This is a genomic window from Paraglaciecola sp. (assembly GCF_039943935.1).
In the GTDB taxonomy this organism is placed as follows: domain Bacteria; phylum Pseudomonadota; class Gammaproteobacteria; order Enterobacterales; family Alteromonadaceae; genus Paraglaciecola.
Genome location: NZ_JBDUZQ010000016.1, coordinates 132,278 through 152,415 on the forward strand (window position 1 = coordinate 132,278; position 20,138 = coordinate 152,415).

The window sequence follows — 20,138 nt, forward strand, 5'->3', positions numbered from 1 at the left end:
CAAGCCACAACAAAATAACAAACTTTCAATAACTGTCACAATTGTGACATCGGCATTTTTTGAGCCTACGTATTATAGCCCCACTAACCAAACATCTTGAGTGTTAGCGGCAAAGTTAGCTAGTCAATATCAAGGTGTTTATGTGGTCAAACTGCTGATTTGGTCAACACCATAAAGCATTAGATTAAACCAACTAAACATTAGGTGATTATTATGACAAAGATTATAGGTATTGATTTAGGAACAACAAATTCATGTGTAGCAGTGATGGAGGCAGGCAAGGCAAAAATTATTGAAAATGCCGAAGGTAGCCGTACCACACCATCGATTGTTGCTTATGCAAATAACGAAACATTAACCGGTCAACCCGCAAAAAGACAAGCGGTGACCAACTCAACCAATACATTATTCGCCATTAAGCGTTTAATTGGTCGCAAGTTCGACGACAAAGAAGTACAAAAAGACATTAAGTTAGCGCCCTATAAAATTGTAAAAGCTGACAACGGCGATGCTTGGGTTGAAGTCAATGGTAAGGCCTTGTCACCACAAGAAGTCTCGGCTCAGATTTTACGTAAACTGAAAAAAGACGCTGAAGCCTACCTAGGTGAAACCGTCACAGATGCAGTCATTACGGTACCGGCTTATTTTAATGACTCGCAACGTCAAGCCACTAAAGATGCAGGTAAAATTGCGGGACTTAACGTAAAACGTATTATTAACGAACCTACAGCTGCAGCACTGGCTTACGGCGTAGACAAAAACAGTCAAGCCGACCAAAAAGTAGCAGTATACGATTTAGGTGGAGGAACCTTTGATGTGTCCATTATCGAAATGTCGAATGTAGATGGTGAAAAACAATTTGAAGTACTCGCCACAAACGGCGATACCTTTTTAGGTGGTGAAGACTTTGACTTACGCCTAATTAACTACTTAGCGGATGAGTTTCAAAAAGAAAGCGGTCTCGATGTTAAACAAGACTCACTTGCACTACAACGTATTAAAGAAGGAGCTGAAAAAGCAAAAATCGAGTTGTCATCGGCATTACAAACTGAAGTGAACTTGCCATACATAACAGCTGATGCAAGTGGCCCTAAACACTTAAATGTGAAGGTAACACGAGCCAAGTTAGAGTCCTTGGTAGATGACCTAGTAAAAAGCACCATTGCCCCATGTGAGCAAGCATTGAAAGATGCTGGTGTGAGTATTAGCGAAATTAGCGAGGTGATTTTGGTAGGTGGTCAAACACGTATGCCAAAAGTACAAGAAGCGGTTAAAGACTTCTTTGACAAAGAGCCACGTAAAGATGTCAACCCAGACGAAGCAGTCGCACTTGGTGCAACCATTCAATCTGGTGTGTTATCCGGCGAAGTTGACGATGTATTACTGTTAGATGTGACGCCTCTATCACTCGGTATCGAAACCCTAGGCGGCGTGATGACTAAGCTGATTGAGAAAAACGCCACCATACCAACACGAGCATCAGAAGTGTTTTCTACAGCTGAAGACAATCAAGCAGCGGTAACCGTACATGTGTTACAAGGTCAGCGTGAAATGGCTGCGGATAATAAATCACTAGGTCAATTTAATCTGAGTGACATTAGCCCAGGGCCAAGAGGTTCGGTACAAATAGAGGTCACCTTTGATATTGATGCAAACGGAATTTTAAATGTATCAGCCAAAGACAAGGCCACAGGCAAAGAGCAAAGCATTGAGATCACGGCTTCTGGTGGTTTAACAGAGGATGACATCAACCGCTTAGTGAAAGATGCCGAACAACATGCAGCCGAAGACAAGCTAAAACGTGAGTTAGTTGAGCAGCGTAATCAAGCCGACCAATTGATTCATGCAGTGCAAACATCGATGACAAGTTTGCCTGAAGCCCAGCAAACTGAGCTTAAAACCTTAGTTGAACAGCTTAAAATGGCAGTTAACGGTGATGATAAGTCAGTCATTGAAATACGCCACAAAGCATTGCAAGACGCTTACGCTAGTATCATGCAAGCTCAGCAGGCACAGGCACAACAACAAGGGCAAGCAAGTCAGCAGCAAGACGCGCGAGCCAGCAATAGTGCAAACGACGATATAATCGAAGCTGATTTTGAAGATGTCAGTAACGGTTAACTGTTCAAAAGTAGTTAGAACTAAGCCTCTAATTTTCATCATTAGGGGCTTTTTTATGTGATAAACATACATTTATAAATAAGGAAAAACTGTGATGTATCAACAATATGAGATAAGAGGCATTTCAGAACATCAACATTTACATTAAAATTCGGCCCCTTGTTTAGGGTGGTAAATCATCCCGCAATTTTGAATTTATAAAGTAAAAGGATCCTATGAAGTTTTTGTTTTATTTACCTCTGCTGACACTGAGCACCAGTGCGTTAGCTGATGGAACAGGTTTAGAACATTTTGTTGTATACGGTAAACAAGCTCACCTTATCGGTGATTCATTGTCTGCGTCAGAAGGTGTGGTTGGTTATGGCGACATTCAACAACGTCCCATGTTGCGAGCCGGTGAAGTGTTGGAATTTATCCCAGGCATGGTGGTGACACAGCATAGTGGCTCGGGCAAAGCTAACCAGTATTTTTTAAGAGGTTTTAACCTAGATCACGGCACAGATTTCAGTACCACTGTAGATGGTATGCCAGTCAATATGCGCACCCATGGTCACGGCCAAGGCTATACCGACCTCAATTTTATTATTCCTGAATTTATCGAGCGCATCGATTATCAAAAAGGCCCTTATCAAGGCACCCAAGGTGACTTCTCAACAGCTGGCTCTGCCAACTTTTCATTAATGTCGATCATCCAAAACCCAATGGGAAAGATTGAACTAGGAGAAAACGGCTATGTGCGTGGTGTTGTGGGTAACAATGTTGCCACAAAAGACGGTAACTTTGCATTTGGGGCCGAGTGGCAACAATACGATGGCCCATGGGCAGACGTTAACGAAGACGTAAACAAAACCAACTTATTTGCTAGGTATCAACAAGTGGTCGCTGGCGGCATCTTAAATGTGACATTTTTAGGTTATGACAACAGCTGGAACTCGGCAGACCAAATCCCCGAACGGGCAGTAAACTCTGGATTAATTGACCCACTCGGATCATTAGATACCACAGTGGGGGGCGAATCTAACCGTTATAGCTTGTCAGCAAATTGGCAAACCATAGACTGGCTTGTATCCGCATATGCCATTACCAGTGACTTAGATCTGTACTCAAATTTTACTTATTATCTTGATGATCCAATTAATGGTGATCAGTTTGAACAGGTTGATAAAAGAAACATTTATGGCGGTAATATCACTAGGGTGATTACTGTCGACACTGACGATGCCCACTTTCACCAAAAATTGGGACTAGATGTGCAGTATGACGACATTGCAGAAGTAGGGTTACACAAAACCAAAGCAAGACAGCGGCTGTCTACTGTCAGGTCAGATGCCGTTGATGAATGGTCTGCCAGCTTATTCTATACTCTTGATGCCTATTTAGGTGAAGATTGGATCGCCAACGCAGCCATTAGACATGATTACGTATCAGTAGATGTAGACAGTGACCTCGCAGTAAACAGCGGTAAAGCTAACGATCAAATGACCAATGTCAAAGCTGGCTTGAGTTATATCATTGACGATCAATGGCAGGCTTATGCCAATGCAGGCCAGTCGTTTCATTCTAACGATGCGCGAGGCGTGGTCATTAGTGTAGACCCTATAACAGGCGAAACCGCTGAGCCTGTTGATTTATTAGTACGCGGTCAAGGCGCAGAAGTGGGCCTAAGAGTGTCATTGATCCGCAGATACAATATGTCTCTGTCGTTATGGTGGTTAGAAAACGACTCTGAGTTAGTATTTGTGGGTGATGCAGGTAACACCGAAGCCAGCCGAGCTTCTGTCCGTAAAGGCGTTGAATTTGCCAGTAACTTTTGGATTACGCCCAAGTTAACCACTGACCTAGAACTGGCTTGGACACACTCTCGCTTCAGTGAATCTGCCGGCGACGAAGGAAACTACATCGACGGCTCGCTGCCTTTTGTGGCTAGCCTTGGGATCAACTGGGAAATTAACGACCAATTAAATACTAATTTAAGAGTCCGTCATTTTGGTAAACGCACCTTAGACAGTTTTAACGATACTCAGTCTGATAGCTTTACCGTTGTCAATGCCAATGCGCAATACCAATTAAATGACTGGCGATTCGACTTATCAGTGCTCAACCTGCTAGACAGCGATGACCACGATATAGACTACTTATACACCAGCAGATTGCCAGGTGAAGCCGAAGAAGGCGTCGAAGATATCCACTACCATCCTATTGAACCTCGAACCGTAAGAGTGGGAATTACTTACCAGTTTTAGAAGTACTTTCTAGTCAATAAAACAAACTAAGATACTTGCTGCCCGATGCTGAACATAACCAAGCGAGGGCAGCAATGTTAAGCAATACGGTCATCCAAAATACGTGACGGAATTCTCGCTTTTTAGATTTATGCCTTAACAACTGTTGAGCTATAGCCGCCCCCGGCCAGCCCCCTAGCAAACTCAAAATGTGTAAGCTACTTTCTTGGGTACGCCAAGCACCACGCTGAGCCTTTGCTTTATCAACCCAATAAACTAAGAATGTCAGTACACTAAAGCCAACATAAGCCAATAATAATGTTTCAGGAATATAACCTGCCACATGGGCCACTGCGATTACCATTAAGAACAATAAAGCTAAATAGACAGAAACTTTGCCCCCTTTATTCTTTGGTTTGCTTTGTAGTTTTTCACCAGAAAAGATGGCGTCGCGAGCGCTTAATCTGCCGTCACTACCTTTGCCATTAGAAAACGTGATGATGTCGTTAACCATTGGAGTTCTAGCTCTATTGGCAAAAGCAGTCTTGTGAATAAATATCTGACTGCCTCCTCCATTAGGCTGGATAAAGCCAAATCCTTTGTCGTCTTTCCAACTAACCAGTTTTCCTTTTTTTCTCATATATCTAACCTTAAAAATAAAGCCCTATTTTGAACTAACCGAGTTAGCAGCAACTAAATCCTTTTTCAAACACAGCATCAAAAACCCATATTATGTAAAACTAATGATTTTTTTAAGAAAAATCACTTTACTAGTTTTGCTAATAACGAATGTGTCCTTAGCGAATCAAAGCTTGGCGTCCACATCCACCTACGAAAAGTTAAAGCAAGAACTTAAAGAAGATCACGAACAACGATGGAAGGACAAGGTAGATTATGAAATGGGTAATGAAGTCATTGCATGTGACAACTTAAATTTTAAACTTAATAGAACAATTAAAAGAAGCTGAAGAGACTTACCAAGAATACAAATATAGTAACAGTTGTGATACTGATGCTATGCGTGGGCTAGCAAAATCCAGTATTTTACGTTTAAGAAATAAGGTTAATGAAGCATGTGCAGCAGCATTAACAGCTCGCTATGATTATGACGAGCAGTTCAGAGAACAATTCGCCCTATAGGGTGGCTTCAATCCTTACATTTCGTTTGCATTATTAGTAACATATCGCATTGCTATATAAAGATTTTTTTACATTTTTGGTTTTGGTGGTTCAACAAAAATGTACGATTCGCGCATTTTCCTAAGTACTGGGGAACCTTGTAGATACAAGGCCTCAAAAGATAAGTTTATAGGTTATTTCTGAGCTGGTATTGGTTGCAGTTTGTTTTACACAAACAAAATAAAACTAATAAACCCTAGCCAACTAGCCCCTAGCAATATCCAAGGTAGCATGTAGGATTTTGGCTCTGGTATCGCTTCTTCTGTAACGTCGCTAGGGCTTTGGTTTACTTGCTTTAAGGTTTGTTTACGCTGTTTATCTAACTCTCGTAAGCGTTTGTTTTGTTGCTTTTTATACTCAGCAATACCTTTTTCTATCCCTTGAGCAATCAATTTAGTTTGTTCTTTGGTTTGCCCTTGTTTTTGCCTACTTTTAGCGATTTTCATGGCTTGAGCTTCTAGCTCTGGAGATACTTTATTTTTCATTTTTTAAATATTACAACTTACTGATTTTAGGTTGAAACTGCTGCACATACTATTATACAAACTAGCTTAGTTAATGACTTTTAAGGTTAGTAATTCTCTCTGACATTAATGCAGCCCCTCTTGCGATTGACATCACATATCCTGGGCCTTCATTTTGTAGCTCTGATGCTGGCAAATAAAAATGTTGCTTAGCTTCAGAACCATATAAAGCAGCATCAAGCAAGTGCCACTTGTCGTCACTGTATACCTCAGCCCAAGCGTGCCCGTATGACGATACGTTATTCTCTTGCTCTATAATGACTGTACCCATAATTAGTCTTGCTGGTAATCCTAGCCCACGTGCTAATGCCGTAACCAGCACTGCGAATTCGGTACAATCACCGCTAGCTTGCTTAGCAACCACAGAGGCAATATGAAAACCATGTATGTAGGTGGTATCTTCAATGTAGCCACTAACATACGCAGCAAGGTCGTTTGGGTCCCAATCTTTTTTGTCTTCAACAAAACTAGCGATAAAGGATTGAGTCTCCAACTCGTCTATATCTATCACAAAGCTAGAGGCTGAATACTGACTAATAGGTTTACCTAAAAACTTAGATTTAGCTGTCATAATGATAGACAAACCATTTTCCTCTACTTGAGTAACTGTAATGTTACTCCAGCTTTCAAGTTTATCAGCGAGTTGCGTTGGCTTTGATGTTAGTACGTCAAAGCCAACTTTCTCCCCAAGCGGTAAACGTTGCTCTGCATGAAGTACTATTATTTGTTCAGCGAGCAAAGGCGTACTTTGAGCTTTTAACATAGTGCTGACCAAACAAATTAAAACTGCGGCAATGTACTTCATGGAAGTGTAGGTTCGCCCTGCACATAGATTAATTTGATGCCCAGAGTTAGTGGCCCTTGATTAATAGTGCCTTTTTCGAAAACACCTTTTTTGTTAGCCATAAAATCCATCACAATAGGACCCATATCAATTTTTAAATTTGCATTTGGGTTGTTAGTAATTTTACTCAACTTCATAGGCAATGCAGCAATAGGGTCAGCGTCAGGAAGCCACATCGAAAACTCAGCAGAATCCTCTTTTGATGCTTGTAAATTTCCGGTTTCTAAATAACTACCAAAGCCAGATAATAACCACCCAGTGTATGCTAAGTCTGCTTTTATAGGTTTACCTTGTAATTCACCTTCAACGTGCCATTTGTCCTCTTTGTATTGAAGTGCGTATTGAGAGGTCATCACTTGATTCTCGACAGTGTAAACATTTCCATTAATTACAGAGCCATCTGGGTTACTCCATTCTGTTGTTACAGAGTCGCTACGAGAAACGGTTGTAGCATCCACAGGTACCAAAAATGCACTGCGCTTCTGAATACTAACGTCACCATCGGCATCGGTTGAGTAAACCTCATGGCCAAAACCTATAGGGATATCACCAAGGGTTAATTGATAAATAGGTTCGAAAAAAGCCGACTCAGGTTCATTTTCGGCCATAGTAGCCACAAAAGATTCAAATACATCAAAGAAAGCTTGGTTGTAGCCCATCTCATTATGTAGGCAAACTTGTAAACTCTGCGCGGTTTCAGCAGAAAAACCTTTTAATATACCCGCCACTTTTTTGTTACCTTCACCAAGGTTGTAAAGAGTATCTAATTGCAAATAGGGAATATTATCTATAGCGCCGCTATTAATGGTGTAGTTAAATTGACCTGATAGCTTTTTATTATTAAGGGCTTCTACTCCTGTTAAGCTACTTTCGATAATGGCATAAAGTGAATTGGCAGGGCCATCATAGTCTGTAAATATATAACACTCCACTGGCGCACCAGTCCCCATATCAACATTGTAATACCAGGTACCTTCACCTTCTTCTATTAACTTGAATCTACCTTTAACAGTGCCTTCAACATTAAACTGTTCGACTTTAAGTTTTGAGGTCTTTTTGACTGTTGTTTCACGGGCGGTGGCGTCTTTAAACCACTTTGGGAATTGCTCTAGCTGGACTAACACTTTTGCATGGGAATTTACACTTGCTGCAATCAAGATCGCAACAATAGCGACCAGACTCAAATACTTCATATAATACATTCCTTGATGACGCGACTAAAATACTGACAGAGCACTCTAGCTTGCAACTAAACTAGCTGTAAACTAAAAGTTTCTTCAACCCGAGTATTTAGTGAAAGTAGTCTGTAACTTAAAAACCACGCTTTTTCCAAAATTGTATTTCACCATCTCCATATTCAACAGAGAGATCAAACACTTTCTCGGCTACTACTTTGCCGTTACATTTAATCTGCATTAGCCATTCTCCCGTCTTATCGTGAACAGGCTCCCAAATAGTATCCCCTAAATAAAAATCCCAGTCATTGTTCCTGACATAAACTTCACCTTCAAAAGGCTCCATCAGGCCACCGTTTTTATCATGAATATTTGGATGGTAAATAGCCCACTCTAAACGCTTACCTTTAGCTTTTTTAACATTCAAAATAAAGCCAAATTCTATATCGAGCTGCGCAGGCACTTTAGTAGTGAAGGTTTTTATCTGTGGCAGGGTCTTACTTTTTTCATCCCAGCTTTCATAAATTCCAAAACTGCTTATTTCAAAAAAAATTCGTAACTTTGACATTTTTTTCCTCATACTTTACTTTTGATAGCGCACGGCAACCCCAAATGAAGCTCATTTCATTTCCCGTAAAGACATCTAGCAAACACAAAAAAATCAACCAAAAAGTAGTAAAAATGACCAAAAAACTGGTCAAATTTATTTAACTCTTATTAGTAAAAATCACATGCTCATCATAACCCATTGTTTTAAATGAAAAATATAAATTGGCATCACGGTTGCAAAAAGCTATTGCAAGTCACAACGACTACTTAAATAACTTAACAAAACAGGAAAATATAATGAACACATTCACTAAAATAATAGCAACGTCAATTTTAACTCTTAGCTCAATCGGTATGGCAAATGCAGCAACTGAATACGTAGCCGCTGATGATTATGTCACTAGCAAATTATGTGTGGTAGCTACCGAAGGTAGTAAAATGAGACTATCACAAGCCATTGAAAAAACCGGATTGACCAAACGTTTCGTAGTAGAAAACATTACTTGTAATAATCAAAACCTCATCACATTTGTAGAGCAACACGGTACTAACGTTGACAATATCAATAACTATCTAACAGCTGGTAAATATAGCAGCAATGTTGAAGTAACCACCGTAGCATCTAATTAATCTTTCTAGATGATGTTTTTAGAATGCGTTACTTACACCTCATCACTCACTTACCCTAAAGTGAGGCGATGAGGCAACTAAATAAGAGTTACTAACACCTCAAGTTAAAGTTACGATGACCTCGTAAAACGGTTACTTACAAACTTTTTCTGGTGGGCATGACTACATTAGCAAATATAAGGCCTGCCACTAATGACATCAAAATTAAGAAAGTCTCTTGCCCAATATGTTCTGTTTGTATGAAGTCTTGACCAGATATATAAGAGTTAAGACCTATATACGTTTTTGAACCCGGTACCAATACAATTAAACCGTGCATTGCCACTATGCTAGATGGAGCATTAGCAAGCCGTGAAAATATGTTAGCAAACACTCCTAATGCGAAGGCTCCTAAAAAGGCACCAAGGCCATGTTCAAGATAAGCGGAACTCCAAGTAGAGATACCATAAGCAATAAAAGTTGAAGTGATAGCCCATAGCACATGTTTAAGTCGGGTTCGAAAGATTGCAACCAACCCTATACTAAGTAACAGTACTCCTAACCAGTTAACCCAAACCGGTAAGGTTTCCGCCAACGCTAATTCTTGGTGACCATACAATTGGTACCCTAAACTCACACCTAAAAAGGCACCAAAATACAATTTAAACAACTGCATAATGGCATCCATCACGCGGGCGGTACCAGACACCATGTTCCGAGATGAAATTTCTGCTAAGCCCATAGTCAGTGATAAGCCAGGTACTAAAATGATCAGCGACGACAAAATGATCAACCATATATTAAAACCGGATGAAGAATAATAGTTAATCGCACACGCCCCAAGCCCTACACAGAAAGACGCAACAGGCTCTAACATCAACTTGACTTGTTTTGAGTTCAATGACCATAAGGTCCAAAAATACACCATTAGTCCCAGTAAGCCTGAATAGAATATTTCAGACATCCCTGCCCCCATCAACATAGCAAAGGCACTGGTAGATAATCCAAAAGCACTCCCAGTTAAGGCTTTACCATAAGGACTAGGCATTATATCTATGTCATCAAGATGTTTGTCGGCTTCAGCTAAGGAAATATCACCAGAGAGCAAAGTACTAGCTAGTTCATCGGTTCGGGATAACGAGTTCATATCTAACTCGCCTGGCTCCATGCGAGCCGAATGGTTATACTCATCTTCGTGGCCATCACTCCACAGCACCATAGTCAAAGACGTAGGCGTAGAAATAAAAGAAGCATGCACACCTAGTTGTGTTGCAATTTCAGTTAAGTAGGCTTCAAGACGAAATGAAGGCGAACCGTACTTGTGTAACATTTTACCTAACTTGAGGATAAAACGACGAATTTGGATAAACTCTACTGTGTCCATTTTTCTAGTGCTACTTCAAAAATTAAGGTGATGTTATGGAAATCAAATTTTGCCATAACGAATATAAGGGCGAATAAACAGGGCGCGGAGTGTAGAGGTACTTGCAAGGATATTCAACGTACATTTTTTAAACACTCCAAATTAGAAAAACTAATAGATGTTGACCACAACTTCTACAACTAAATTGATCATTTTTTGATTAGGCTTAATTTTATCATTGAGTATTTACCTCGCACCTAAATCAGACTAGGATTAATCAATAAGATATTGAAACGCCCACCTATTTATTTAATGGCAAGACACTCAATCTATATGACCTACCATGCAGCACACACCTAGCGATTGGGCACCACTACAGCCTATTTTACAACACATACTTTTGAGCCATAGTGATGGTTTATCTGAGTTCGATATATTTCAAATACTCAAAGCGCCACCCTATGAGCTGTTTAGCCAAGACGCACTACAAAACCCGCTATCTATGTTTCAAAGTCATTTCATTTTATTTAACGCTTTATACCAGTTGGCTGATTCTTGGGTTGAAACTGAAATGGGGGGACTCGATATACACTGTACCTGTATTCGAAGATTGCCATGGCAAGCGGGACAAAACGGAATAGTCGCAGAAGATAATCTCCGCGCTTATTATCTTGATTGGGAGAATCTCAAGGATACTAACCAATCTCAGGTTGAGGATTTGTTGAATAGTTTTTGGGATGCTTTTTCTGGTGCATCTAATACCGCTAACGACAACCAAATGACGTTACAGCAAGCCCTAGATTTACTTAATTTAAGCTCTCCTTTTTCTGGGCAACGACTAAAACAGCAATATCGTAAAATGCTACATAAGCATCACCCAGATAAAGGGGGGACTCAAAGTAAAACAATAGAGCTTTACAAGGCTTATAAAACTCTAAGAGACACATATAAAGACTAAAGGCTTTGAGCAAGATAACTTACAAAATACTATCGATACGTACAAGCTTAGCGACGCAAGAGGCTTAACCATAAAAGCATGCTTAACGACAAGTTTTAAGGATAGAACTCGATGCTTTACCTATTCATTAATCTAATATTTTGTTTCGCAAGCAACACTAGATAAACTAATTAGACACAAAATCTATATTATATTTACTGGCTATTGACAGATAAGAGTATGAGTTGGTTAGGTGCATATCAGGAACTAAAATGCTACTTCGTTCCCATTAGGTAACTCAGCATTACAACTATGAATTTAATGGAATGCTCGTATTAATAAATGTACTTTTAAGCCCAATAACGAGTGCTCAATATTATGGAGTACTTAGCCAAGCGTGATACACCTTAATTTACCCAAAAAAATCCCTAGAATTTGCGGAGTTACCTTTAACTTTTGTCATTGAAGTTCATCAGGCTTAGCTATGTAACACGTTACGAGTCAATGAAGCCAAATGCAAATCAACGTCTACGGCCCCATTGATTTAAAGAAAATGGTCGAGATAAAGCTGTATGTTACCAACCAACATTGGGAGAGTAACGATATATAAAAGCATCTACAGTGTGTTATTCACAACCAACTCATCATCAGACAACACACAAAACAATAAAGAAAATCGCTCGGCGTTTTCGCATAGAGTTAGGTTGAATTTAAAAATGAATAACATATTGCTTTGTATATTCACCTATAGATAAAAAAAATAATTTGAATCAACAAAACAAGATAAAATCAGAACACTAACAATCAATTAATAATAGAGCTTTTTATGAGTACTTATACTGCAATTAATCTTGTCGCCCGCCCTGCCTCAGGACCTATTCCTGCTAATCTATTTGAAGTAATCAAAAAAGAGATCCCTAATGCAGAAGCTGGTCAGGTATTGGTTAGGCAAACCCATATGTCTTTAGACCCTGCAATGATAGGTTGGATGAACCCAGATCCTGAGAGTTATATACCACCAGTAGCTTTAGGCGATGTGATGCGCTCATCTGGTTTAGGTGAAATAGTCGAAAGTCAACATCCAGATTTTTCGGTAGGTGACCGCGTCATGGGAATGACTGGCTGGTCTGAGTATATTCTCAGTAGCGGTGAGGGGTTACGTAAAGTTCAACCAGGTCTAGATCCTGAGATGGTCTTATCGGTATTTGCATTACCAGGATTAACAGCAACCCAAGGTTTATTTGGGTTTGGTAACCCTAAACTTGGCGAAACCATATTAATCAGTGGTGCAGCAGGCTCAGTTGGCTCTATTGTGGGTCAACTTGCGAAAGCCGAAGGACTAAATGTAGTTGGTGTAGCGGGTAGCGATGAAAAATGTAAATGGCTAGTTGAAGACCTTGGGTTTGATGGTGCAATTAATTATAAAAACGACGATATAGATGCAAAAATCAAAGGTTTTGCACCCAAAGGTGTAGATATCTACTTTGAGAATACCGGAGGCCCAATACAACATCACGCAATTGAAAATATGAATGCCCATGGCCGAGTGGTAGTGTGCGGTATGATTTCAGATTACACGACAGAGACCCCAAGTGCAGGTCCTAATTGGATTCCCATCATCAAGAAACGCATTACAATCCAAGGGTATGCTATGCCTGATCATTTCCCCCAAGTAACTGAGTTAGTCAGTAAACTAACGCCTTACGTGATGCAAGGTAAAGTGACATACCGTGCTCATGTATTAGAAGGACTAGAGTCGGCTATTGACGGTTTAAACATGTTATTAACCGGTGCTAACAACGGTAAGCTAATCGTTAAACTGTAAATTCAAGTATGAGACATATCTGTTTAGCTACAGGTATGTCTGCATTAATTTTTCAATGATTACCTTATTAGCATCAGGGAAAATAAAATCACGTAACTCTTGGATCTTAACCCATTGACTTATTTGACCTTCTTGGTGGCTAGCTGTGCCGTCAAATGTCTCAACTAACCTAACATCTAAGCATACTTTTTTATCGCCATAGTCATGCTCTATCAACATAAAAGAACTGTGCTCAGTTACGGTAATACCTATCTCTTCCAAAAGCTCTCTGCTCAGTGCTTGCTCTATGGTTTCGTTAGCCTCACGTTTGCCCCCCGGGAATTCCCACTTACCTCCTTGGTGTAAATCATTGGCCCGTTTACTTATATAAATTTTGTGACCTTGCTTAATGACACCTACTGCTACTTCCACTACTTTCATTATCTGCCCCACATAAAAAAGTCGGACATTAGCCCGACTTAAAAATATTTTGCTTTTTAAACTTTACTTAATGCTATAGCGAGTAAACTACTTCAACTTACCGCAGCATTGCTTGTATTTTTTACCAGAGCCACAAGGGCATGGGTCATTACGGCCAACCTTGGGGCCTTCTCTTACATCTGCCTGAGGCTCTTTTTTAGCTGAAGCGTTAGATTCTTCGTGTTCAAATTTCTTAGGCACGCTATCAGCTTGACGTCTTTGCTCTTCTACCGCTTCAACGTCTTCTTGAGCCTTTACCTGAACCTTACTTAAAATAGTTACCACTTCTACTTTAAGGCTTTCTAGCATTTCACTGAAAAGTTCAAAAGACTCTTTTTTGTACTCTTGTTTTGGATTTTTCTGAGCATAGCCTCGTAAATGGATACCTTGACGTAAATGGTCCATAGCGGCTAAATGCTCTTTCCAGCTACTGTCTAAGTTTTGTAGCATCACATTCTTTTCAAACTGCCTAATGACTTCAGGACCAACAATATCTTCTTTAGCTTTGTAAGCAGACCCTACTTCATCAATGATACGTTCACGTAACTTCTCTTCGTACAATTTATCATCTTCTTCTAACCAAGTTTTCACTGGTAAATCGAGCAAGAAGTCCCCTTTAAAGCGCTCTTCTAACCCCTCTACATCCCACATTTCCTCTAATGATTGAGGTGGAATATATTGATCAATAATACCGCTTACTACATCTTCGCGAATAGCTTTAATGGTTTCGCTTATCTCGCCCTCATCTAATAACTCATTACGTTGCTCATAAATAACTTTACGTTGATCGTTAGCAACATCATCATAGTCAAGTAGTTGCTTACGCATATCAAAGTTACGACCTTCAACTTTGCGCTGGGCGTTTTCAATTGCTCGTGTTACCCAAGGGTGTTCAATGGCTTCACCATGCTCCATACCTAAACGTTTCATCATATTGCCCATTTTCTCGGAGGCAAATATACGCATAAGGGCATCATCTAAAGAGAGGTAGAAACGAGATGAACCTGCGTCACCTTGACGACCAGAACGACCTCGTAATTGGTTATCGATACGGCGAGATTCATGACGCTCAGTGCCAATAATATGCAAACCACCTGCAGCTAAAACCGCATCATGATCAACTTTCCAATCTGCCTTTATTTTTTCAACCTTAGAGGGTTTTGGATCGTGTATTTTATCTATCTCAGCTTGCCAGTTACCACCTAACACTATGTCAGTACCACGACCGGCCATATTAGTGGCTATTGTGATAGCACCAGATTTACCTGCTTGGGCTATAATATCTGCTTCTTGTTCATGAAATTTAGCATTTAACACTTTATGAGGAATTTTTTCTTTCTTTAAAATTTTCGAGATGAGTTCAGAGTTTTCAATCGATACTGTACCCACTAAGGCTGGTTGGCCTCGTTTTACACACTCTTTAATATCCTCAACTATGGCCTCATACTTTTCTTGGGCCGTTAAGAAAATCAAATCGGCTTTATCTTTACGTACCATAGGTTTGTTTGTTGGGATAACCACTGTATCTAAACCATAAATACTTTGGAATTCAAAGGCTTCTGTATCAGCAGTACCAGTCATTCCAGATAATTTTTCATATAAGCGGAAGTAATTTTGAAAGGTTATTGAAGCTAGAGTTTGGTTTTCATTCTGTATTTTCACCCCTTCTTTCGCTTCTACCGCTTGATGCAACCCTTCGGACCAACGACGTCCTTCCATGGTTCTACCTGTATGCTCATCAACTATGACAATTTCATTATCTTTAACAATATAGTCTACATCTTTGGTAAACAATTTATGAGCTTTAAGAGCAGCATTTACGTGGTGTAGTAGTGAAATATTTGCGGCAGCAAACAATGATTCATCTTCGGCTAAAATGCCTTCACGTTGTAAAATTTCTTCTACGAATATTTGACCATTTTCAGTCAAATGTATTTGTTTTCCTTTTTCGTCAATCGTAAAGTGACCTTCACCAGCTTCACCTTCTTCGTCTTCCTTTTCTTGCTTGACAAGCTCTGGAATAATAACGTTAATACTACGATATAGTTCAGAACTATCCTCAGCTTGGCCAGAAATAATTAACGGAGTACGCGCTTCGTCTATAAGGATTGAATCCACTTCGTCAATTACTGCAAAATGTAAAAATTTCTGCACCCTATCTTCAGGCCTAAATGCCATATTGTCGCGAAGGTAATCGAAGCCAAATTCGTTGTTGGTACCATAAGTAATATCAGATGCATAAGCTGCTTTTTTCTGCTCATGGTTCATGCCAGGAATATTACAACCTACGGTTAATCCTAAGAATTCAAATAATGGACGACTCCAATCAGCATCACGTGTGGCAAGGTAATCGTTTACCGTTATAACGTGTACACCTTTACCGGAAATCGCATTTAAGTAGGTTGGCAACGTTGACGTTAAAGTTTTACCTTCACCGGTGCGCATTTCTGCAATTTTACCTTGATGCAATACTTGCCCCCCTAACATTTGCATGTCGAAGTGGCGCATACTAAATACACGCTTACTGGCTTCACGTACCACGGCAAAGGCTTCAACTAAGATATCATCTGTAGTTTCGTCTTTTTCCAAACGCTGTTTAAATTCGTCTGTTTTGGCCTTAAGTTGTTCATCGCTTAACGCTTCAAGCCCAGCTTCTAACTCATTTATTTGGTCGACAGATTTACGTAGTTTTTTTAAGGTTCGGTCATTGCGACTGCCGAAAATTTTGGTGAGAATACTCGAAAACATCGATTTACAGGTTCCAATCTAAGTAATTTACAAATTTCATTGCGCGTTTGCACAAAACATATAGCCAATATGGCCCGAATCAAACATAAAACAATCGGCTCATAAAGAGCCGATTGTTAATAATAATTAAAAACTATTGTAACTAAAACCTGGGCTTAAGACCCTTTCTTGCGGTATACAAATGGCAAGGGGTCAAGTTGTTTACCTTTACGAATCACTTCGTAATGAACATGTGCGCCAGTAGAACGGCCCGTATTACCCATAAGCGCAATACTTTGACCTTTTGTAACTACATCACCAATCTTAACATTAAGTGATTTATTGTGCCCGTAGCGTGTGCTCAAACCGTTACCATGGTTAATTTCAACTAAATTGCCATACCCGTAACGAGAACCTGCCCAAGTGACTATTCCAGATCCTGTTGATACAACAGGTTCACCTTCTTTACCGGCAAAGTCTAAACCTTTATGTAAAGTGGGTTTACCCGTGAAAGGGTCTTTACGAACACCATAGTAAGATGACAACCAACCAGACTTTATCGGTTTCCCTTCTAATTTACTTTCATCTTGTATATGGCGACTTAACATTAAAGATTCAAGGGCATTTAGCTGAACAGATTTATTTTGGATTTGTTCTAACATATTTTGCATTTGAATTAACAGGTCATCTTTTGCTTGAGGAGTAACTGATTCTTGATTAAAGCTCCCACTAAACTCAGAATTATCGTTAAAACTAAACTCTTCAGCGTTAAGGTTTGCTTCTGCTACTAACCTTTCACCTAATAAATCTAAATGTCGCATTTGGCTTTCAATTTCTGCCAACTTTAGCATCATCCCTTCCATACGCTGTTCAGTAGACGTTTTTAAAGAATTGAGTTCAGTTGCCTGCTCCTCAAAACCTGACTTGGCATAATGAATACGAACGATATCCTCCTCCAATGAAGAAGTAGAACGACTAGATACTAAGAAAATTCCACAGACAGCCACAAGCAAAAGCGTTAACTTTTGTTTGTTTATATTTAGAACTAATTTTTTTTCTTTACTTCTAAACAGTAACGTTAATTTCATTACTCACGACTACCTTTATAATATTTGCCATACACACCTCCCTGTCATGCTAATGCATATGTGTATTCAGCTAGGTACGATAGCATAAATCACGATATCAACAAGTTAAAGTAGTTCAAGGTATTACAACAGCAACCTAATACATGTTTTATATACACATAAGATAACCTTGAGCGTGGACTAAATATTCGATTTTTCGATTTTTTATGTAAGAAAGCATGCACTGCCAAGTTTGACAATGCACCTGATATAGACTTAATTTATGGCCAAAAAAGGAGAAGCAAAACGGATTGGCATTTCTTCTGGCGTTTCGTAACTAACAAACTCCCAACATTCTTCATTTTGTAGAAGTGCGTTCAATAATTTGTTGTTCAAGCCATGGCCTGTCTTATAAGCTACCAACTCACCAACAATACTATGACCACCTAAATACAAGTCGCCGATAGCATCAAGTATTTTGTGCTTAAGAAATTCGTCGTTATATCTCAAACCTTCAGGGTTAAGCACACGGTATTCATCAAGCGCTACAGCATTCTCCATACTTCCACCTAATGCTAGGTTATGAGAGTGCATATACTCTAAATCTTTCATAAAACCAAAGGTTCGTGCTCGACTCACTTCTTCAACATAAGATGAAGAGTCAAAGTCTAACACCATATGCTGACGGGTCTCACTGATAACAGGGTGATCAAAATCAATTCTAAAATCTACTCTAAAACCATCATAAGGCCTTAGCTCAGCCCATTTATCATCTTCTTCTACTTTAATGGCTTTAGTAATTTTAATAAATTGTTTAGCTGTATTTATCTCTTCAATACCTGCTGATTGCAATAGAAAGATAAACGGACTCGCACTACCATCCATGATAGGTAACTCGTCACTGTCAACTTCAACAATAATATTATCAATACCCAGTCCTGCTAATGCAGAGGCTAAATGTTCAACTGTAGATATTGTAACACCATCAGAGTTACTAATGCAGGTACACAACATAGTATCACCAACAGAATCAGCACGAGCAGGTATATCGGCATAAGGTTCAAGGTCCACGCGGCGAAATACGATCCCCGTATTCGCAGGCGCTGGCCGGAGAGTCATAGTGACCTTATCCCCTTTATGCAGACCAATCCCTGTCTCTTTAACAGATTGTTTGATGGTACGTTGTTTAATCATAACCTTCGATCAATAACCTAATGGAATAAAAAGCGGCGCGTATAGTATAAAAAAATCATTACTTTGTCAAAATATTGTCATATCTATAGCTATCTTAATGCAAACATTAAAATCGATATTAAACTAAGACCTTATAATTACAAAATAATTCCCTTTAATTACTTAATCTGCCTGTTTACGTAAAAATGCTGGAATATCTAGATACTCCAAATCATTTCCGGGGTCAACTTTCTCTTCACTTGCTACAGATTTTGCTTGCTCTGGCATTGCATTCGTACTTGGCATTGCATTTGAGCCATTGGCTTGTAGTTTAAACTCAGTCCCATCAGCAATAACTTTACTAGTTCGATTTGAAACAAGTGAGATATCTGGCTTTTTCTCAGCTCCAATTCCTGTAGCAACAACAGTGACTCTTAATTCATCACTCATTTCCATATCAATTACTGTACCTACAACTACAGTTGCATTTTCAGAAGCGAATGCTTTAACTGCATTACCCACAGTTTCGAATTCATCAATTGAGAAATCTGGACCCGCTGTAATATTTACCAAAATACCTCTAGCACCAGATAGATCAATATCTTCTAATAACGGACATGCAATAGCACTTTCTGAAGCTTCTTCAGCTCTATCCTCACCAGATGCACTGCCACTACCCATCATAGCGGTGCCCATTTCTGACATCACTGTTCTCACATCAGCGAAATCCACGTTGATTAAGCCCGGGCGTGTAATTAATTCAGCAATACCTTGAACAGCACCACTTAAAATATCATTTGCCGCACTAAAAGCTTGTAATAAAGGCGTACCTTTACCCATCACTTTTAAAAGTTTCTCGTTAGGTATGGTAATTAGTGAATCCACATACTTAGATAGTTCTTCTATGCCCTGATCAGCAAAGTCGGTACGCTTTCTACCTTCAAATGGGAAAGGTTTAGTGACTACTGCTACAGTTAAAATACCTAATTCTTTCGCCACTTTAGCGACTTCGGGTGCCGCACCGGTACCTGTACCACCACCCATTCCTGCTGTGATAAATACCATATCGGCACCTTCTAGGCTTTGACGAATGGTTTCACGATCTTCTTCTGCAGCTTGACGTCCAATGTTTGGATTTGCGCCAGCACCTAACCCTTTAGTAACGCCAGACCCTATTTGCAACGTGACGTTTGCAGCTGAACTACGCAACACCTGTGCGTCAGTATTAATAGCGATAAACTCAACGCCTTCAATACTTTGGGAAACCATATGCTCAACCGCATTGCCTCCACCACCGCCAACACCAATGACTTTTATTATTGCTTCTTCGCTATGACTATCCATTAACTCAAACATATTTACTC

Annotated in this window: 16 protein-coding genes; 5 read left to right on the top strand and 11 right to left on the bottom strand. The window is 39.6% G+C overall.

Annotation, left to right across the window (positions count from 1 at the left end; translation table 11 throughout):
* Positions 1-213: 213 nt before the first annotated feature.
* Positions 214-2,121 (top strand): molecular chaperone DnaK, encoded by a 1,908-nt coding sequence (gene dnaK, locus ABJD71_RS09470; protein ID WP_348167957.1) that lies wholly within the window; start codon positions 214-216, stop codon positions 2,119-2,121.
* 215 nt (positions 2,122-2,336) lie between these two features.
* On the top strand, positions 2,337-4,364 hold the full coding sequence (locus tag ABJD71_RS09475; RefSeq protein WP_348167960.1) for a TonB-dependent receptor: 2,028 nt from the start codon (positions 2,337-2,339) through the stop codon (positions 4,362-4,364).
* A 13-nt stretch (positions 4,365-4,377) separates the two neighbouring features.
* On the opposite strand, the gene ABJD71_RS09480 is transcribed toward ABJD71_RS09475, so the two are convergent.
* From ABJD71_RS09480 to ABJD71_RS09500, 5 genes are all read right to left on the bottom strand, one after another.
* Complete coding sequence (locus ABJD71_RS09480) at positions 4,378-4,983, bottom strand: cold shock and DUF1294 domain-containing protein (RefSeq protein ID WP_348167963.1); 606 nt, start codon at positions 4,981-4,983, stop codon at positions 4,378-4,380.
* A gap of 706 nt (positions 4,984-5,689) precedes the next feature.
* Positions 5,690-6,007 (bottom strand): DUF2956 domain-containing protein, encoded by a 318-nt coding sequence (locus tag ABJD71_RS09485; RefSeq protein WP_348167965.1) that lies wholly within the window; start codon positions 6,005-6,007, stop codon positions 5,690-5,692.
* 70 nt (positions 6,008-6,077) lie between these two features.
* Complete coding sequence (locus ABJD71_RS09490) at positions 6,078-6,851, bottom strand: transglutaminase-like domain-containing protein (protein WP_348167968.1); 774 nt, start codon at positions 6,849-6,851, stop codon at positions 6,078-6,080.
* Positions 6,848-8,083 (bottom strand): hypothetical protein, encoded by a 1,236-nt coding sequence (locus ABJD71_RS09495; RefSeq protein WP_348167971.1) that lies wholly within the window; start codon positions 8,081-8,083, stop codon positions 6,848-6,850. Before ABJD71_RS09495 ends, ABJD71_RS09490 begins: the two co-directional genes overlap by 4 nt.
* Positions 8,084-8,201: 118 nt before the next feature.
* Positions 8,202-8,633 carry a DUF3859 domain-containing protein gene (locus ABJD71_RS09500; RefSeq protein WP_348167974.1) on the bottom strand — a complete coding sequence of 144 codons (432 nt, stop codon included), beginning with the start codon at positions 8,631-8,633 and terminating at the stop codon, positions 8,202-8,204.
* A gap of 278 nt (positions 8,634-8,911) precedes the next feature.
* Here ABJD71_RS09500 and ABJD71_RS09505 point away from each other — a divergent pair, with 278 nt between their 5' ends.
* On the top strand, positions 8,912-9,244 hold the full coding sequence (locus ABJD71_RS09505; RefSeq protein WP_348167977.1) for a DUF3718 domain-containing protein: 333 nt from the start codon (positions 8,912-8,914) through the stop codon (positions 9,242-9,244).
* Positions 9,245-9,380: 136 nt separating this feature from the next.
* On the opposite strand, the gene ABJD71_RS09510 is transcribed toward ABJD71_RS09505, so the two are convergent.
* Positions 9,381-10,607, bottom strand: a complete 1,227-nt coding sequence (locus ABJD71_RS09510; RefSeq protein WP_348167980.1) for a threonine/serine exporter family protein — start codon at positions 10,605-10,607, stop codon at positions 9,381-9,383.
* A gap of 322 nt (positions 10,608-10,929) precedes the next feature.
* Between ABJD71_RS09510 and ABJD71_RS09515 the strand changes: the two genes are divergently transcribed.
* Positions 10,930-11,544 (top strand): DNA-J related domain-containing protein, encoded by a 615-nt coding sequence (locus tag ABJD71_RS09515; protein WP_348167983.1) that lies wholly within the window; start codon positions 10,930-10,932, stop codon positions 11,542-11,544.
* Positions 11,545-12,349: 805 nt separating this feature from the next.
* A complete protein-coding gene (locus tag ABJD71_RS09520; protein WP_348167986.1) occupies positions 12,350-13,348 on the top strand; it encodes an NADP-dependent oxidoreductase in 999 nt (332 codons plus the stop codon).
* A 27-nt stretch (positions 13,349-13,375) separates the two neighbouring features.
* Here ABJD71_RS09520 and mutT read toward each other — a convergent pair whose 3' ends face one another.
* From mutT to ftsZ, 5 genes are all read right to left on the bottom strand, one after another.
* Positions 13,376-13,768: an 8-oxo-dGTP diphosphatase MutT gene (mutT, locus tag ABJD71_RS09525; protein WP_348167989.1), complete on the bottom strand. Its 393-nt coding sequence runs from the start codon at positions 13,766-13,768 to the stop codon at positions 13,376-13,378.
* 87 nt (positions 13,769-13,855) lie between these two features.
* The gene (gene secA, locus ABJD71_RS09530) at positions 13,856-16,555 is read right to left on the bottom strand and encodes a preprotein translocase subunit SecA (RefSeq protein WP_348167993.1); all 2,700 of its coding nucleotides are present in this window, start codon (positions 16,553-16,555) and stop codon (positions 13,856-13,858) included.
* A 155-nt stretch (positions 16,556-16,710) separates the two neighbouring features.
* Positions 16,711-17,622 carry a M23 family metallopeptidase gene (locus ABJD71_RS09535; RefSeq protein ID WP_348167996.1) on the bottom strand — a complete coding sequence of 304 codons (912 nt, stop codon included), beginning with the start codon at positions 17,620-17,622 and terminating at the stop codon, positions 16,711-16,713.
* Between the two features lie 255 nt (positions 17,623-17,877).
* The gene (gene lpxC, locus ABJD71_RS09540) at positions 17,878-18,795 is read right to left on the bottom strand and encodes a UDP-3-O-acyl-N-acetylglucosamine deacetylase (protein ID WP_348167999.1); all 918 of its coding nucleotides are present in this window, start codon (positions 18,793-18,795) and stop codon (positions 17,878-17,880) included.
* A 162-nt stretch (positions 18,796-18,957) separates the two neighbouring features.
* Positions 18,958-20,130: a cell division protein FtsZ gene (gene ftsZ / locus ABJD71_RS09545; protein WP_348168002.1), complete on the bottom strand. Its 1,173-nt coding sequence runs from the start codon at positions 20,128-20,130 to the stop codon at positions 18,958-18,960.
* Positions 20,131-20,138: the final 8 nt, after the last annotated feature.

Coding starts and splice junctions, on each gene's coding strand:
- ABJD71_RS09505 (WP_348167977.1), top strand. CDS start 8,912: ATGAACACATTCACTAAAATAATAGCAACGTCAATTTTAACTCTTAGC.
- ABJD71_RS09510 (WP_348167980.1), bottom strand. CDS start 10,607: ATGGACACAGTAGAGTTTATCCAAATTCGTCGTTTTATCCTCAAGTTA.
- ABJD71_RS09515 (WP_348167983.1), top strand. CDS start 10,930: ATGCAGCACACACCTAGCGATTGGGCACCACTACAGCCTATTTTACAA.
- ABJD71_RS09535 (WP_348167996.1), bottom strand. CDS start 17,622: ATGAAATTAACGTTACTGTTTAGAAGTAAAGAAAAAAAATTAGTTCTA.
- lpxC (WP_348167999.1), bottom strand. CDS start 18,795: ATGATTAAACAACGTACCATCAAACAATCTGTTAAAGAGACAGGGATT.
- ABJD71_RS09480 (WP_348167963.1), bottom strand. CDS start 4,983: ATGAGAAAAAAAGGAAAACTGGTTAGTTGGAAAGACGACAAAGGATTT.
- ABJD71_RS09495 (WP_348167971.1), bottom strand. CDS start 8,083: ATGAAGTATTTGAGTCTGGTCGCTATTGTTGCGATCTTGATTGCAGCA.
- ABJD71_RS09475 (WP_348167960.1), top strand. CDS start 2,337: ATGAAGTTTTTGTTTTATTTACCTCTGCTGACACTGAGCACCAGTGCG.
- dnaK (WP_348167957.1), top strand. CDS start 214: ATGACAAAGATTATAGGTATTGATTTAGGAACAACAAATTCATGTGTA.
- ABJD71_RS09500 (WP_348167974.1), bottom strand. CDS start 8,633: ATGTCAAAGTTACGAATTTTTTTTGAAATAAGCAGTTTTGGAATTTAT.
- ABJD71_RS09485 (WP_348167965.1), bottom strand. CDS start 6,007: ATGAAAAATAAAGTATCTCCAGAGCTAGAAGCTCAAGCCATGAAAATC.
- ABJD71_RS09520 (WP_348167986.1), top strand. CDS start 12,350: ATGAGTACTTATACTGCAATTAATCTTGTCGCCCGCCCTGCCTCAGGA.
- secA (WP_348167993.1), bottom strand. CDS start 16,555: ATGTTTTCGAGTATTCTCACCAAAATTTTCGGCAGTCGCAATGACCGA.
- mutT (WP_348167989.1), bottom strand. CDS start 13,768: ATGAAAGTAGTGGAAGTAGCAGTAGGTGTCATTAAGCAAGGTCACAAA.
- ftsZ (WP_348168002.1), bottom strand. CDS start 20,130: ATGTTTGAGTTAATGGATAGTCATAGCGAAGAAGCAATAATAAAAGTC.
- ABJD71_RS09490 (WP_348167968.1), bottom strand. CDS start 6,851: ATGAAGTACATTGCCGCAGTTTTAATTTGTTTGGTCAGCACTATGTTA.